The organism is Salinisphaera sp. LB1 (genome assembly GCF_003177035.1).
Classification (GTDB): domain Bacteria; phylum Pseudomonadota; class Gammaproteobacteria; order Nevskiales; family Salinisphaeraceae; genus Salinisphaera.
The window spans coordinates 3,937,193-3,952,209 of sequence record NZ_CP029488.1; the positions used below are offsets into that span (position 1 = coordinate 3,937,193).

A 15,017-nucleotide genomic window follows, 5' to 3' on the forward strand; every position below is an offset into this window, starting at 1 on the left:
GACGATCCCGGGCCGACCCCGGTGGCGCGCCGGTCAGCGCGCCGGCGCGGTGCTGTCGCCCTGGGTGTCGGGCGCCGCCGCCTGGAAGGCGCCGAGTGCCATGCATGCGCGGTAGATGCGACGGATGATCGGATAGGCGCCAAGGTTCACGTCATAGCGCTCCGCCATCGACACCTGCGGCACCAGGCAGACATCCGCCAGACTCGGCCGCGCGGTAAAGCAGAAACTGTGATTACCAGCCGGTTGCGCGGCCAGCAACGACTCCATCGGGCCGAACGCGGCATGAATCCAGTGTTCGAACCAGGCCCGGCGCCGATCGTAGGGCACATCCATTTCGTCGCGCAGATAGCGCAGCACGCGCAGGTTATTCAGCGGATGCGTATCGGCGATCGCGATCTGGGCAAAGGAGCGGATACGCGCACGCAGGGCGATATCGCCGTGCAGCAGCGGCCGCTCCGGATAGCGTTCCTCCAGATACTCCAGAATCGCCGATGACTGCGAGATGATCAGGTCGTCCCCCACCCACAGCGCCGGGATCAGGCCCTGCGGGTTGATCTCCAGATACTGCTGGCGTTCATCGCTGCTGCCGTCCAGACCCGTAAAAATGGACTGGAACGCAACACCTTTATAATTGAGCGCGATGCGAACGCGATGAGCGGAGACACTGCGGTGGTGCGTGAACAACTTGAGCATGAACTGAACGGGCACGGGATTGGCCCGGAAAGTCTAACAAAGCCGGCACGCATGCCGGGAGTTTGATATGAGCCGACATCTGATCGCCGATTCCGAAACCGCCGCGCTCGAACAAAGCGAGCGTAACGTACTGCTGATCACCTACGTGCTGTACGGGCTCGGTTGTTTTTTCTTCGTGACCGCCATCGCCGGCGTGATCGTCAATCACATCAAAATGGGCGAGCTGGCGCGTGGCAGCATGGCCTGGACACATCATCGCTGGCTGATGCGCACGTTCTGGTTCACGATCCTGTGGACCCTGATCTGCCTGGTGCTCGCGCCGTTCGTGGTGGGGTTCTTCGGCTACGGCGTACTCTGGCTGTGGTGTCTCTATCGTTTCATCCGCGGCGTGGTCACCTTCGCCGACCGCCGGCCCATGCCGTTCTGAGCTCGGCCCGGGCCCGAGGCGCCCCCGGCCAACCCGGCGACCTACGAGCCGATCGTCTGCAACGCGATCGCGGCCGCCGCAGCGCGCGTCTCCACCCCGAGCTTCGGAAAGATGTGCTCGAGATGCTTGTTTACCGTTCGCGGTTTCATGTCGAGGATCTCGGCGATGTCGCGGTTGGTCTTGCCGCGCGAGATCCAGAGCAGTACCTCGGCCTGGCGCCGGGTCAAACTGAAACGGGCGACGAAATCGTCGATCGCGGCCTGGTCGTCAAACTCGACCAGCGTGAGAATCACCCCGCCCTCCTCGGCCGGACCGGCGTAACGAATCGATAGCCGACCCAGTTCGCGCGTGACCTCGTACGGCCTGGATACGGATTCCGCGTGCTCCAGCCAGCGCAGCAGGCCGAACGGCAGTCGGCCGTCGATGTCGACATCGAAATAGCGCCGCAGGAGTTGCACGGCGCGCGAACTGTGCCAGCGGATACCGCCGTCGGCCGCGGTGATCAACGCCGCGCGGCCACCCGCGTTGACCACCATGTCGGCCTGGCGTTGTAAGCGGATGCGCTTGAGATGAGCCTCGATGCGAACGCGTATTTCGTCGGGTTTGAGCGGCTTGGTGACATAGTCGATGCCGCCAGCGCGAAAACCGCGCACGATGCTGTCGCTGTCGGTCAGCCCGGTCATGAAGATCACGGCCATTCCGGCCAGTGCCGGGTCGCTCGTGATACGCCGGCAGACCTCGAAGCCATCCATTCCCGGCATGCGCGCATCCAGCAGTACGATATCGGGCGTGATCAGGCGGGCCCGCTCCAGCGCCGAATGGCCGTCGATCGCGGCGATCACGGTATAGCCGTCGCGCCCGAGCACTTCGGATACGAGCGCCAGCGTATCCGGATGATCGTCGACCACCAGCACCACACCCCGTATCCGAGGGGCATCAGACGCTGGCTCCGTCTCATCGTGCGACATGACGTCATTGGCTACGACCATGGCCTGCTCCTCGTCCTTTTTTCAGTCCTGCGCGGCGCGCGCCCGGCTCTCGTCGGCCAGGCGGCGCAGGCGTATCAATTCGTGCCGGCGCGCGGCGTCACGCAGATCGGCCAGCTGCGGCGCATATTGCGGGTGCGCGGTCTCGATCGCGGCAATTTCGGCCAGGACGCCCGCCATGTGCCCGATATCGATAGCGCTCGTCAGCCGCTGGGCCAGCGGGACCGGCAACGGGTCGACCGTGTTCGACGGTGCCCTGTCGATCACACGGGATCGAGCTGTGGTTCGCGCGGGCACGTCGGGCGGCGCATCTGGCTCGCGTCGCTGCCATTGCAAATGCAATAACTCTGCCAGCCGATTGAAAAGCTCGGCGAGATTGATCGGTTTGGCCAGAAACGCATCACAGCCGGCCATACGACTGCGCGCGATGTTATCGGCATAGGCATTGGCCGAAACCACCAGCACGGGCGCGGCGCTCAGGTGCCGCTCGCGAATCATGCGGGCCGTCTCGAAACCGTCCATACCCGGTATGGCGACGTCCATGAGGATCAAATCAGTGCGCTCGGTGGCCAACCAGTGGAGCGCATCGGCACCGTTCGCGCACTCATTCAGTGCAAAACCCAGCGGCTCGAGCGCGGCACGCAAAATGCCGCGCTGATCCGCTCGGTCATCGACCACCAGCAGGTGCCGTCGCGCCCCTGCGTAGCCAACGATCGGCTGCGCGGGCGCACGCTCGCCGGCCGGGCGCGCGCAATTGGGCAAAAACACACGCAGCGCGAAGCGCGAACCGTTCGGTGCATTCGAGCTTACCGTCAGATCGCCGCCCATCAACTGGGTGAGCAACCGACAGATGGTCAGGCCGAGCCCGGCACCCACGCCGCCGTCGCCGCCTTGGGCCACACGCTCGAACGGCAGGAAGATCTGCTCGCGTTTGTCGGGCGCAATGCCCGGCCCGGTGTCGATAATCTCGAATGCCGCCACTTCCGAGGCATAGTTCACGCGTACACATACCTCCCCGGTGAGCGTGAAACGAATCGCGTTGCCGATCAGATTGATCAGGATCTGACGCAGCCGTTGCAGGTCTCCGCGCACCGTGTCCGGCACCCGCTGCGAGGTTTCGATGGAAAAATCCAGGCCCTTGGCGAGCGCCTGCGGCGCGAACATGGCATCCAGCTGATCGAGCAATGCGGGCATGTCGATCTCACCGACATGCAGCGATATACGTCCGGCTTCGATACGGGCGATATCCAGCAGGCCATCCACCAGGGCAAGCAGATGCTCGCCGCTGCGCTGGATGGTAGCGAGCTTGTCGGCATGCGCGGGCGCCATGTCGGGCTCGCGCATCAACAGCTGGGTATAGCCCAGCACGTTGTTCAGCGGGGTGCGCAGTTCGTGGCTCAATCCGGAGACGTAACGGCTCTTGGCGCGGTTGGCCGACTCGGCCTCGGCTTTGGCCCGCGCCAGCTTGGCATCCGTCCGTTTGTGTGCCGCGACCTCGCGCATCAGTAACCGGGTCTGGCGCGAGGACTCGTGCTGCGCCACATTGCGCGCCTCGCGCGCCAGGACCAGCCACCAGGCCAGGATGCCGACCGGCACCAGCATCAGGAAAAAAGTGCGCAGGAAGATCGCCCACAACTGATGGCGCTCGGCGCTGTCCACCAGCGGCGTAATCTGGCTATAGACCGCGACCAGTGCGCCCACGAGCACGACCGACAACGCCACCAGCACCACGCCGTAGCGCGCCAGCCGCGTATACAGATGCGGCATCAAGGCACTCGGCAGCATACGTTGCAACAGGCCGTCGAGCTGAGCGGCGGCATGCGCACGCGGCCGGCAGCGGTCGCCACATCGCATGTCGAGACTGCAACACAACGAACAGATGGGCCCGGCATAGGCCGGGCAAGCGGCCATATCGTCGGTCTCGAAGCGGTTGTTGCATAGCACGCAGCGCGCGTGCCGGGTGCCATCATCCGCGAGTTGCGCCGCGGCGGCGGGCGTGCGCGCGAGATAGAACCGGCCGCCGGTGAGCCAGGCGATCACGGGCGCCGTGGCAAATGCACCCACAAGCGCGATCGCCGGCGCCGCGGCACGGCCGGCCACGCCGAAAACACCGCCATAGGCGGTCAGCGAAACCGCGCTCGCCAGAAGAAACGCCCCGATCCCGACCGGGTTCACGTCGTATAGATGCGCGCGCTTGAACTCGATGCCCGGTGGCGACAGACCGAGCGGCTTGTTGATCATCAGGTCCGCCGCCAGGGCGCCGAACCAGGCCGCCGCTACATTCGCGTACAGCCCAAGCACGCGCTCGATCGCGTGAAACACGCCCATCTCGAGCAGAATCAATGCGATCAGGACGTTGAACACCAGCCAGACCACGCGCCCGGGATGGCTGCGGGTAACCCGGGCGAAGAAATTGGACCACGCCAGCGAACCGGCATAGGCGTTGGTCACGTTGATCTTGACCTGCGAGACGATGACGAACAGCACCGTCGCCGCCATCGCGAGCCCCGGCGACGAGAACACATAACCGAAAGCCACGTCGTACATATGGGTCGGTTCGGTCGCGCGCGCATACGGCAGCTGGTGCTGTAGGGCGAGAAACGCCAACAGCGCCCCGCCGAACATCTTCAGGCCGCCGAGCACCACCCAGCCCGGCCCCGCACCGATCACCGCCGCCCACCAGCGGATGCGGTTACCCGGGCCGCGCTCGGGCAGAAAGCGTAGATAGTCGACCTGCTCGCCGATCTGCCCGATCAGCGCCAGCGCAATCCCGCAGGCCGAACCGAAAGCGATCCAGTCGAACGAGCCCGAGGCCTGCTGCCCGATATAGCGTTGAAACGCCGAGAATGCCGACGGCTGACGCACGGCGATGAACACATAGGGCAACACCAGCAGGGTCAGCCATAGCGGCTGGGTGAACCACTGCAAACGGTTGATCGCGGTGATGCCGAAGGTCACCAGCGGAATGATCGCCAGCGCGCTGATCAGATAGGCCAGCGGCAGCGTGATATCGAAATACAGCGATAGCGCCTGACCCATGATGGTCGCTTCAAGCGCGAAGAACAGGAAGGTGAAGCTGGCGTAGATCAGCGAAGTGAGCGTGGAGCCGAGATAGCCGAAGCCGGCACCGCGGGTCAGCAGGTCGATGTCCACGCCGTAGCGCGCCGCGGTATAGCTGATCGGCAGGCCGACGACGAAAATCGCGATACAGACCACGACGATCGCCCAGGCCGTGTTGACGAACCCGTAGCGCAGCATGAGTACGGCACCGATCGCCTCCAGCACCAGGAACGAGATGCCGCCCAGGGCCGTATTGGCGATGCGCAGTTCCGACCATTTGCGAGACGAGCGCGCCGTGAAGCGCAGCGCGTAGTCCTCGAGCGTCTCGTCGCCCACCCAGCGATTGTAGGCCCGGCGGATCTTGACGACGCGTTGAGGCCCCATCGACATGTTGTGCCACCCCTTCCTGCGACCGATCGAACGAGTTTCGATCGTACCGTCCCGATCCTGCAGGAAACGCGCCAACCACTACGTCGAATGACGTAGGCCACTGCGTTGATCGGCGTATATGCCGGCCCCGTCGCTTGCGCCAGTCTCGATACCGAGCCGGGCGCTCGATCAGCGCGCCCGGCGTTCATGGAACAAACGACGCAAACCGCCGGCACCGGACCGAGCGACCGGCAACGCCCAGCGGCACCGGGCCGGCCGCGGTCGCGTCACAACACCGGCGGGCTCGGTACGACGCCGCCGGCAACTCGGGTCGACATCAACGGAGACGATAATGAGTAGCGTGGTAAACGAAGGGGGGCGCAATCGCACCTTCAACAAATGGGTGAGCAACCCGGTGCTGGAGGACTATTCGCTGCGCTATGCGCCGAAATCCTTCCGCACCTGGTCGGAATACGCGGTGGCAACCGCCGCGCTCGGCGGCATCGCCTATATGGCCGATCAGGCCATCGGCGGTTCGCTGGCGGTGCAGTTCGGCTTCATGAACGCGTTCTGGGGTATTTTCGCGGCGGCGGTGATCATCTTTCTGACCGGCATCCCGATTGCCTACTACTCAGCGCGCTACAACGTCGACGTCGACCTGCTGACGCGCGGCGCCGGCTTCGGCTATCTCGGCTCCACCATCACGTCGGTGATCTACGCCAGCTTCACCTTCATATTCTTCGCCCTCGAAGGCTCGATCATGGGCCAGGCACTGAATCTGTATTTCGGCATACCGCTGGCGATCGGCTATCTGCTGGGTGCGATCGTGATCATCCCGCTGGTGGTGTTCGGCATGAGCCTGTTGTCGAAGCTGCAGATGTGGACGCAGCCGATCTGGCTGATCCTGCTGTTCACCCCGCCGATCGCCGTGCTGTTTGGCAAGCCGCATGCGATCGCCGACTGGGTGCACTTCGGCGGCAACTCGCCGAGCCATGCCGGCTTCGACCCGTTGCTGTTCGGCACCGCGGCCGGTATCGCGCTGTCACTGATCGCCCAGATCGGCGAGCAGGCAGACTATCTGCGCTTCATGCCCGACAAGACCCGCGCCAATCGCGGCAAGTGGTGGTTCGCGGTGCTGGCGGCCGGCCCGGGCTGGGTGATTCTGGGCGCGCTCAAGCAGTGGATGGGCTCGTTCTTCGCCTCGGTATCGGTGGCCAACGGCACGTCGCTGTCCCAGGCCGACCAGCCGATCCATATGTATGTATCGGGCTTCAGCTACATGTTCTCGAGCCCGTTCGTGGCCCTGTCGATCGCGACCTTCTTCGTGCTGCTGTCGCAGGTCAAGATCAACGTCACCAACGCCTACTCGGGTTCACTGTCCTGGTCGAACTTCTTCTCGCGCATTCTGCACAGTCATCCGGGCCGCGTGGTCTATGTGTTCTTCAACGTCGGCATCGCGCTGGCGCTGATGGAAGCCAACATGTTCGCCGTGCTGGGTCATATCCTCGGCTTTTATTCCAACGTGGCGGTGGCCTGGATCGGTGCGGTGACCGCGGATCTGGTGATCAACAAGCCGATCCTGAAGCTCAGCCCGTCCTACATCGAGTTCAAGCGCGCGCATCTGTACAACTTCAATCCGGTCGGCTTCGGTTCGATGATGTTCGCCTCGGTAATCTCGGTGATTGCCTTTTTCGGCTACTTCGGCGCCTATGCCCAGTCCTACTCCTGCTTCATCGCGCTGGGCCTGGCGTTCGTGGCCTCGCCGATCGTCTGCCTGCTCACCCAGGGCAAGTACTACCTGGCCCGCACCTCGGAGAAAGAGCTGCGTGAGCATGAGCACGCCTCGATGATCGCCTGCATCTCCTGCGAGTACGAATACGAGAAGAAGGACATGGTGTATTGCCCGTTCCACACCGGACCGATCTGCTCGCTGTGCTGCTCGCTGGAAGGCGCCTGTCATGACGTGTGCAAGGAACAGCCGGCCGCGGCCACCGCCCGCACGCAGACCGCCTAAATCGGCCGGGCCGCCGGCTGCATGCGCCGGCGGCCGGTCCTTACCCCTATTCTTTTCATCGCAGGAAACTGAGCCATGACGGACACCCTGATCAAGGTCGATCTCGATACCCACGCCACCCACAACCCGCAGACCCACAACCGCTGGCATCCCGATATTCCGATGGCCTGCTGGGTCAGCCCGGGCGACGATTTCATTCTGGAAACCTACGACTGGACCTCGGGCGCGATCGCCAACAACGACGACGCGTCTGACGTGCGCGACGTCGATCTGTCCACGGTGCATTACTTGTCCGGCCCGGTCGGTGTGAAAGGCGCCGAAGCCGGCGACCTGCTGGTGGTCGATCTACTCGACATCGGCGCACTCAAGGGCGCCGAATGGGGCTTCAACGGTTTTTTTCTCGAAACAGAACGGCGGCGGGTTCCTGACCGATCACTTCCCCTATGCCCAGAAGTCGATCTGGGATTTTCACGGCCTGTACACCACCTCGCGCCACGTGCCGGGGGTGCGCTTCGCGGGACTCGTCCACCCGGGGCTGATCGGCTGCCTGCCCAGCCAGGAATTGCTCGACACCTGGAACAAACGCGAAGCCGACCTGATCGCGACGGATCCGGAGCGCGTCCCGCCGCTGGCCAATCCACCGGCCCCGCACACCGCGCACATGGGTGCTCTGAGCGGCGATGCCCTGAAGAAAGCCGCTGCCGAGGGCGCACGCACGGTGCCGCCCCGTGAACACGGCGGCAACGTCGACATCAAGGATCTGTCGCGCGGCTCGAAGATCTATTTCCCGGTCTATGTCGACGGCGGCGGGCTGTCGGTCGGCGATCTGCACTTCAGCCAGGGCGACGGCGAAATCACCTTCTGCGGCGCGATCGAAATGGCCGGCGGCTGGGTGCACATGAAGGTCGAGCTGATCAAGAACGGCATGGCCAAGTACGGCATCAAGTCGCCGATCTTCAAGCCCAGCCCGATCACCCCGAACTACCAGGACTACCTGATCTTCGAGGGCATCTCGGTGAACGAAACCGGGCAGCAGCACTATCTGGACGTCAACGTCGCCTACCGCCAAGCCTGCCTGAACGCGATCGAGTATATGACCCAGTTCGGCTATTCGCGCGCCCAGGCACATTCGATTCTGGGCGTCGCGCCCATTCAGGGCCACATCAGCGGCGTGGTCGATATTCCCAACGCCTGCGCCACGCTCTGGCTGCCGCAGGAGATCTTCGAGTTCGATATCAGCCCCGGCGCCGATGGCCCGACAAAACGCCTGGACGGATCGGTGGACATGCCGATCGCATACGACGCGTAGGCCTGCCATGCCGATCTACGAATTCGACTGTCCCAACTGCGGCGGCTTTTCGGCGATGCGGCCCATGGCCGAGTCGCAGGCGCCCGGCGACTGCCCGAGCTGCGGCATCGCGTCGCGCCGCGTGATTCTCTCTGCGCCACGTGTCTCACGCGTATCCAAAGCCACCCGCGTGGCGCACGAAACCAACGAGCGCAGCGCGCATTCACCGCATACATCCGCCACCTACGGCGGCGGCCATCCGGCTGGATGCGGCTGCTGCTCGACAGCCCGCCGGCCGGCCGGTTCGACGCCGCCGACCCGAACTCGAACCGATCATCGCCCCTGGATGATCAGCCACTGATCGGGCCATCAACACCCCAGCCATGCGCGGCTCGCTACGCGCTCTGACGGAGAACGAACATGAGACACGGAGATATTTCCAGCAGCGCCGACACCGTCGGCGTCGCGGTGGTCAACTACAAAATGCCGCGCCTGCATACCCGCGAGCAGGTCGCTGACAACGCACGCAAGATCGCGGAAATGGTCAAGGGCATGAAGGTGGGTTTGCCGGGCATGGACCTGGTCATCTTTCCCGAATACTCGACCCACGGGATCATGTACGACGCCGACGAGATGATGGCGACGGCGTCGCCCATTCCGGGCGACGAGACCGAGATCTTCGCGGCTGCTTGCCGCGAAGCCGATACTTGGGGCGTGTTCTCGATTACTGGCGAGCGGCACGAAGAGCACCCGAAAAAATCCCCTTACAACACGCTGATCCTGATGAACAATCAGGGTGAGATCGTGCAGAAATATCGCAAGTGCATTCCCTGGTGTCCGATCGAGGGCTGGTATCCGGGCGACGACACCTATGTCTGCGAGGGGCCCAAGGGCCTCAAGATCAGCCTGATCATCTGCGACGACGGCAACTATCCCGAGATCTGGCGCGACTGCGCCATGAAGGGCGCGGAGCTGATCATTCGTTGCCAGGGCTATATGTACCCGGCCAAGGAACAGCAGATCATGATGTCCAAGTGCATGGCCTGGGCGAACAATTCGTATGTTGCCGTGGCCAACGCCGCCGGCTTCGACGGCGTGTATTCCTACTTCGGCCATTCGGCGATCATCGGCTTCGACGGCCGGACCCTCGGCGAGTGCGGCACCGAGGAAAACGGCATTCAATACGCCCAGCTGTCGGTCTCGGCGATTCGCGACGCGCGGGCCCACGATCAATCGCAAAATCATTTGTTCAAGCTGCTGCATCGCGGTTACACCGGCGTTCACGATTCCGGTGACGGCGAACAGGGCGTGGCCGAATGCCCGTTCACCTTCTATCGCGACTGGATCAACGATCCGGCGGCCACGCAACAGCGCGTCGAGGCGCTGACGCGCCCGGCGGTCGGCACCGATCAGTGCCCGGTCAAGGATCTGCCCACGACCGGGCGTACCGGCACCGACGGCTGAGCGGATCGCCGTGCCGCGCAGAAGCAGGCCGGCGACTTCCCGCCAGGTCCGATGAATATGGGCTGCGCCGGCTGAATTGATGTGGATGGGCGCAGCTGCGCCCATCCGATGCGTGGGCAACAGTCGGCTTTGCATCGTGAACGCGACCACGCAGCGAATGCGCACCGATGGCCGCCCGTTCGCCGCCAGCCGCCCCGGGCGTCATGCCATGGCTATGGTACCGTCGCGGTAACACTCGCAGCGGCCGATCCCGGGCCAGCCGATACCGCTCGGCGACGCGTGATCGCCCTACGCCGGGAGATTTGCTTGTCGCAATCGATGGCCAGTACAGGACATCTTCAAGCGCGCTATATCGATGATTTCGAGCAGACGCTCGAACGCCTGTCCACGGCGCCTTCGTTTTCCAAACTCACGCATCAAATCCAGTTGCTGGGCCGTGCGCAGAAGTTGCTGCGCACCCCCGCGGGCGTCGAGGCCCTGTACTCGTTCGCCCCGCGATTCGATACGGCCGGGGTTTTTCTGGGCGGCGACTGGCTGGATCCGGGGCAACTCGAGCCGGCCCTGGCCGGGCCGACGCTGCGCGCTGGCGGCGCCGATGCCACGTTGGAAAGCCTGAGCGAGCTCCGCCTGCTGGCGATCGCCGAACGGATCGCGACGAGCGACCGGCTCACGGCCGACGCCGCCCGCGCGCTTCTGTGCGAGATCCTCGCCGCGAATCTCGATTTGCTGTTCCCCGTGGCCACCGAAGCCACGCGCGACACACACAACGCAACACTCGACCGCGCGCAAACGCTGTTCGACTTTTTGTTCGCCCGCGTTGGCGCGGGCGCGATCCTCGACGCCCTCGTCGCCGAGGTCGAACGCGTCATGGCGCAGCGCCCAATCGCCCTGGGGCGGGTGACATCACTGCTGGTCGCTGCCGAGCGGGCTCTTGCCACGGGTGATGTCGATGACGCCGCCGCCGCCCGTGCCACGCCGTGGCTCCGGGCGTTACGTGCACCGACCGAACTCACCACCCGGGTGAGCCGCGACGACTATCCGGCGGCACTCGCCGAACTCGACGACCGCGCACTGGCGGCCGAAGCCGCCGTTTTCGGTCGTTCGATGACGCGCCACGGCCTGGTCTGCCCGGCGCACGCCGATCTGGCGCAGCATCTGTGCCGGGCCGCACCGGCACTCCTGCCGGTCGCACTGGATCTCGACGCTACCGGCCAGGCCGCCTGGGCCAGGCATTCCGATGCAATCGAAACGCTGATTCAGATCAGCGTGATGCAATCCACCGCGTCGGCGATTTACGGGCTGTCGCGACTGCTGAACGACGGCATGGCCCGGCTGGATACGGTGCTGCCGGGGCTGGACCGCCTGACCCGGCTCGCGCTTCATCCGCGCGTCGCGCACGCCTTGACCGAGACCGATCCGCGCGTACCGGCGATGCCACGTCTTGTCGCCGGCGCCATCGCAGTACTCGGCCAGCCCCGCGGTATCGATCAGGGTTTCAACCCCACCTGTCAGGCGGCCCGCGCGAGCTGCCTGTGGAGCTGCAACGATCCGGCCCGTTTACTGGCACTGCTGATCGAGGCCAGCGAAACGAACGACCTGGTGTTCGACTTCGAGAACCAGCCGATCCGGGCCAGCGAAACCGGACTCGGCATGGCCAAAACGCTGCACACCGAGCTCGATCCGGTATCGCTCGTGCTCACGCCGCATCTGGATCGCATCTATGTCGAGATGGGTCGGCGCACCGCGCTTCGCCCCGGCGACGGTCATCGCTGGGTCAACCGCGAAATGCACGGCGCCTGGGTTGCGCCGGATTTCGCCGAATTGATCGACCTGGCCGCTGGCGGCATCGCCCAATTCGAGGCTTTCATTCGCCTGTTCCATGCCAGTTACCACCCCACGTTCAACGGCGGACGCGAGGTGGAATACGCCCAGCCCTGCGGTATCGCCGCCACCGACGCCGCCGGCAGCTATATCGGCTGGCATGCCATATCGATCCAGCGCGTGGCGCGCGATCCGGGCGGTATCTGGCGGGTCTATTTCTTCAATCCGAATCGCGACAAGGGGCAGAACTGGGGTCAAGGGATCGAAACCTCGACCGCCGGTGCCGGCGAGCTCGCCGGCGAATCGTCGCTGCCGTTCGGCCAGTTCGCGTCGCGTCTGTACGTCTTCCATTACCACGGCCACGCCACCGGCGATCCGGCGGCGGTGCCCGAGGCCGACGTGGACGCCATCCGGGAATTGGTCGCGGCCAGCTGGGGCGCGCGATTCACCTGGCTCGAATGAAAGACGCCGCGGACCGATATGATCGATCCGCGGCGTCGTCGTGGCCGGCCGGGGCCGGCACGACCCGGTCCTAGACGTAGAAATCCAGCTCTTCGTTGTGTTTCAGCCAGTCCCGCATGCGATGCGGATCGTCACCGAAATAGAAGATCAGGCCCCAGTGCGTACCGAAGGCGTTGCGCTTGGTCACGGTTTCCTGCATCGGCGCGGTCAACTCGTGGTAGTCGAAGTATTCGTGTTCGGATACTTCGTCCGGGATCTCCAGCTTGGAGACCACGCGCTTGCGCGGATATACGCCGAAACAGCCGGCATAGCCCTTGGCATCGGTCACCGGCTCGGGGAAGAAATCCTCGACCTCTTCCGCCGTGGTCTTCGGATCGAACACCAGCATGGACGCCTGATAGGCATTGAAGCCATACGCGCGCTCGATAAGCTCGAACGCCTTGAAGCCCGGCGGACGATAAGCGACCTCACCGAAATACATCGTGCCATCCGAGGTAACGAAGTATTCCGGATGAATCTGGCCGAACTGGATGTCGAAGGTCTTGATCAACAGTTCGATCTGCTGCGTGATCAGGTGGCGCCAGGATTCCAGCTCGGGCGTGGCCGGCACGAACACGGAGTAGCCGAGCGTGACGTATTCCGAGATGTTCAGGAACTGGATCTTGCCATTCCAGACCCAGGCCTCGACCGCAAACTCCCAGCCATCCAGATGGCTTTCCATCAGCAGCGGGTATTCGGCCTCGGGAATCTGCTCGATCTCCTCGGCAGTCCGGATCATGCGATGACCGAGACAACCGGCCTTGTCGAAGGCCTTGAGATGAATCGGATCGTCGATGTCGCCGTCGAGCTTGAGCAGCGTCTGGTTGACGCGCTTGAAAAAGCGATAGACGTCGTCCTTTTCGTGCGCTTCCTCGAAAATACCGACCCGGATGCCGCCCAACTGGGCCCGACGCTTCATCAATGCCTTGTCGCGAAACAGCACGGCCTGGCCGTGCAGGCGCGGGTTGTCCATCAACACCGCGTTGATCGCCCCGGCCCATTCGACGACTTCCTCGAACAGCGGCACCGCCGCGTCGACGCCCATTTCCTTGAGCCGTTCGGCAATCTCCATCGAGCGATCGTTCAAACGCTCGAAGTTCCAGGGCACATAGGGAATATCGTGCTGCTGGCAATAGTCCTCGGCCCATTCAGGCGCAACAACCACATAGCGTCGATCGAATTTATCGGCAGCTTCGATAGCCCCCGGCGCCCAGCCCAGCAGGGCTATGTAACCTTTATCGGGATTCTTCTCCGCCATGTCGGCTCCGTGGAACGAATCGTTACCCCACCCTAGCACAGGCCCGCCGATACGCTGGTAATCCCTGTGTTCATGCGCCGGGCTCCGGCCACAGCAAGGCCGCTCCGCAAGCGATCGAGACCTCGCCGTGCGCGGCCGGCACGAGGGTGGTCCGTAGATCGTCGGTGGCGCAGTGGCGTGCCCAGATCTTGGGGACTTCGCTGTACAGCCAGCGAATACGCGACAGCCCACCGCCGACCACGATGATTTCGGGCTCGATCAGATTGATGACCATCGCGAATGCCCGCGCACTGCGCGCCAGCCAATCGCGCAGGGTTATGCCGGCCAGGCGCTCCCCGGCCTCGGCCCGTGCCACGATATCGGGCGCGGCGAGCGCGTGGCCGCCCCGGCGCTCGTGATCGCGACTCATCCCGGGTCCGGACAACCACGCTTCGATACAGCCGCTCAGCCCGCAGCCGCAAGTCGGGGCACCGCGCATCTCGGCGGCGCTCGGCCAGGGCAGACTATTGTGTCCCCAGGCGCCGGCGAACCCGTTCGCGCCGCCGACGAGCCGGCCGTCAATCATCAGCGCGCCGGATACGCCGCTACCGAGAACGGCGGCGAACACCCGGCGCGCGCCTGCGCTCCCCCCGCTGCGCTGTTCGGCCCCGGCCAGGCAACCCGCCTTGTGCGCCGTACGCACGTTGCGCCCGAGGGTCGCGGCGAGATCCCGCGGCAGCGGGCGATTGTTCAACCAGTCGGCATGCGAGCCGCATATCAGATGTCGGCTCGCATTGAGGCGCCCCGGCGTCGCCACACCGACCGGCAGGCCCTCGATACCGACATCGGACTCCAGAATGCCGACCATCTCGACAATCGCGGCCACCGTGGCGGAATAATCCCCGACCGGCACCGCCAGACGCCGTTCGGCATGCACGCGATGATCGGCATCCACGATCGCCCCGGTGAGGCGCGAGCAACCGAGATCGATCCCCAGGCGCAGGTCACTGGGGCTCACGGGCGGGCCCCCGCCGCACCACGGCGAGCACACACGAATTGATCACGACACATCGGCTTGGGTTGTCGAAATTACCCGGTCAGTGTAGGCGTCCGCCGCAGGACTTGCGATGCGCCATACAGCGGTTTGGGCCGGTGCG

The 15,017-nt window shown here is 64.4% G+C and carries 10 protein-coding genes and 1 pseudogene; 6 read left to right on the forward strand and 5 right to left on the reverse strand.

The window, feature by feature from the left end; genetic code table 11:
* Positions 1 to 33 precede the first annotated feature (33 nt).
* Positions 34 to 708 (reverse strand): maleylacetoacetate isomerase, encoded by a 675-nt coding sequence (maiA, locus tag SALB1_RS17660; protein WP_109995045.1) that lies wholly within the window; start codon positions 706 to 708, stop codon positions 34 to 36.
* A 52-nt stretch (positions 709 to 760) separates the two neighbouring features.
* Here maiA and SALB1_RS17665 point away from each other — a divergent pair, with 52 nt between their 5' ends.
* Positions 761 to 1,120: a hypothetical protein gene (locus SALB1_RS17665; protein ID WP_109995046.1), complete on the forward strand. Its 360-nt coding sequence runs from the start codon at positions 761 to 763 to the stop codon at positions 1,118 to 1,120.
* Between the two features lie 41 nt (positions 1,121 to 1,161).
* Here the strand turns inward: SALB1_RS17665 and SALB1_RS17670 are convergent, their stop codons facing one another.
* Positions 1,162 to 2,109: a response regulator transcription factor gene (locus SALB1_RS17670; RefSeq protein ID WP_109995047.1), complete on the reverse strand. Its 948-nt coding sequence runs from the start codon at positions 2,107 to 2,109 to the stop codon at positions 1,162 to 1,164.
* 21 nt (positions 2,110 to 2,130) lie between these two features.
* Positions 2,131 to 5,556 carry a response regulator gene (locus tag SALB1_RS17675; protein ID WP_109995048.1) on the reverse strand — a complete coding sequence of 1,142 codons (3,426 nt, stop codon included), beginning with the start codon at positions 5,554 to 5,556 and terminating at the stop codon, positions 2,131 to 2,133.
* A gap of 331 nt (positions 5,557 to 5,887) precedes the next feature.
* Here SALB1_RS17675 and SALB1_RS17680 point away from each other — a divergent pair, with 331 nt between their 5' ends.
* The 5 genes and pseudogenes from SALB1_RS17680 to SALB1_RS17700 all read left to right on the forward strand — a co-directional run bounded on the left by SALB1_RS17680 (position 5,888) and on the right by SALB1_RS17700 (position 12,584).
* Positions 5,888 to 7,549 carry a cytosine permease gene (locus tag SALB1_RS17680; RefSeq protein ID WP_109995049.1) on the forward strand — a complete coding sequence of 554 codons (1,662 nt, stop codon included), beginning with the start codon at positions 5,888 to 5,890 and terminating at the stop codon, positions 7,547 to 7,549.
* Between the two features lie 75 nt (positions 7,550 to 7,624).
* Positions 7,625 to 8,858 (forward strand): annotated as a pseudogene (gene fmdA / locus SALB1_RS17685) (formamidase).
* 7 nt (positions 8,859 to 8,865) lie between these two features.
* A complete protein-coding gene (locus SALB1_RS17690; RefSeq protein ID WP_109995050.1) occupies positions 8,866 to 9,198 on the forward strand; it encodes a zinc ribbon domain-containing protein in 333 nt (110 codons plus the stop codon).
* Between the two features lie 59 nt (positions 9,199 to 9,257).
* Positions 9,258 to 10,301 carry an aliphatic amidase gene (locus SALB1_RS17695; protein ID WP_109995051.1) on the forward strand — a complete coding sequence of 348 codons (1,044 nt, stop codon included), beginning with the start codon at positions 9,258 to 9,260 and terminating at the stop codon, positions 10,299 to 10,301.
* Between the two features lie 306 nt (positions 10,302 to 10,607).
* Positions 10,608 to 12,584, forward strand: coding sequence for a hypothetical protein (locus tag SALB1_RS17700; protein WP_145961378.1), 1,977 nt, complete (start codon positions 10,608 to 10,610; stop codon positions 12,582 to 12,584).
* A gap of 70 nt (positions 12,585 to 12,654) precedes the next feature.
* Here SALB1_RS17700 and SALB1_RS17705 read toward each other — a convergent pair whose 3' ends face one another.
* Both SALB1_RS17705 and SALB1_RS17710 read right to left on the reverse strand, forming a co-directional pair.
* Positions 12,655 to 13,881: an acetyl-CoA carboxylase biotin carboxylase subunit family protein gene (locus SALB1_RS17705; RefSeq protein ID WP_109995053.1), complete on the reverse strand. Its 1,227-nt coding sequence runs from the start codon at positions 13,879 to 13,881 to the stop codon at positions 12,655 to 12,657.
* Between the two features lie 70 nt (positions 13,882 to 13,951).
* The gene (locus SALB1_RS17710) at positions 13,952 to 14,878 is read right to left on the reverse strand and encodes an ROK family protein (protein ID WP_109995054.1); all 927 of its coding nucleotides are present in this window, start codon (positions 14,876 to 14,878) and stop codon (positions 13,952 to 13,954) included.
* Positions 14,879 to 15,017 lie beyond the last annotated feature (139 nt).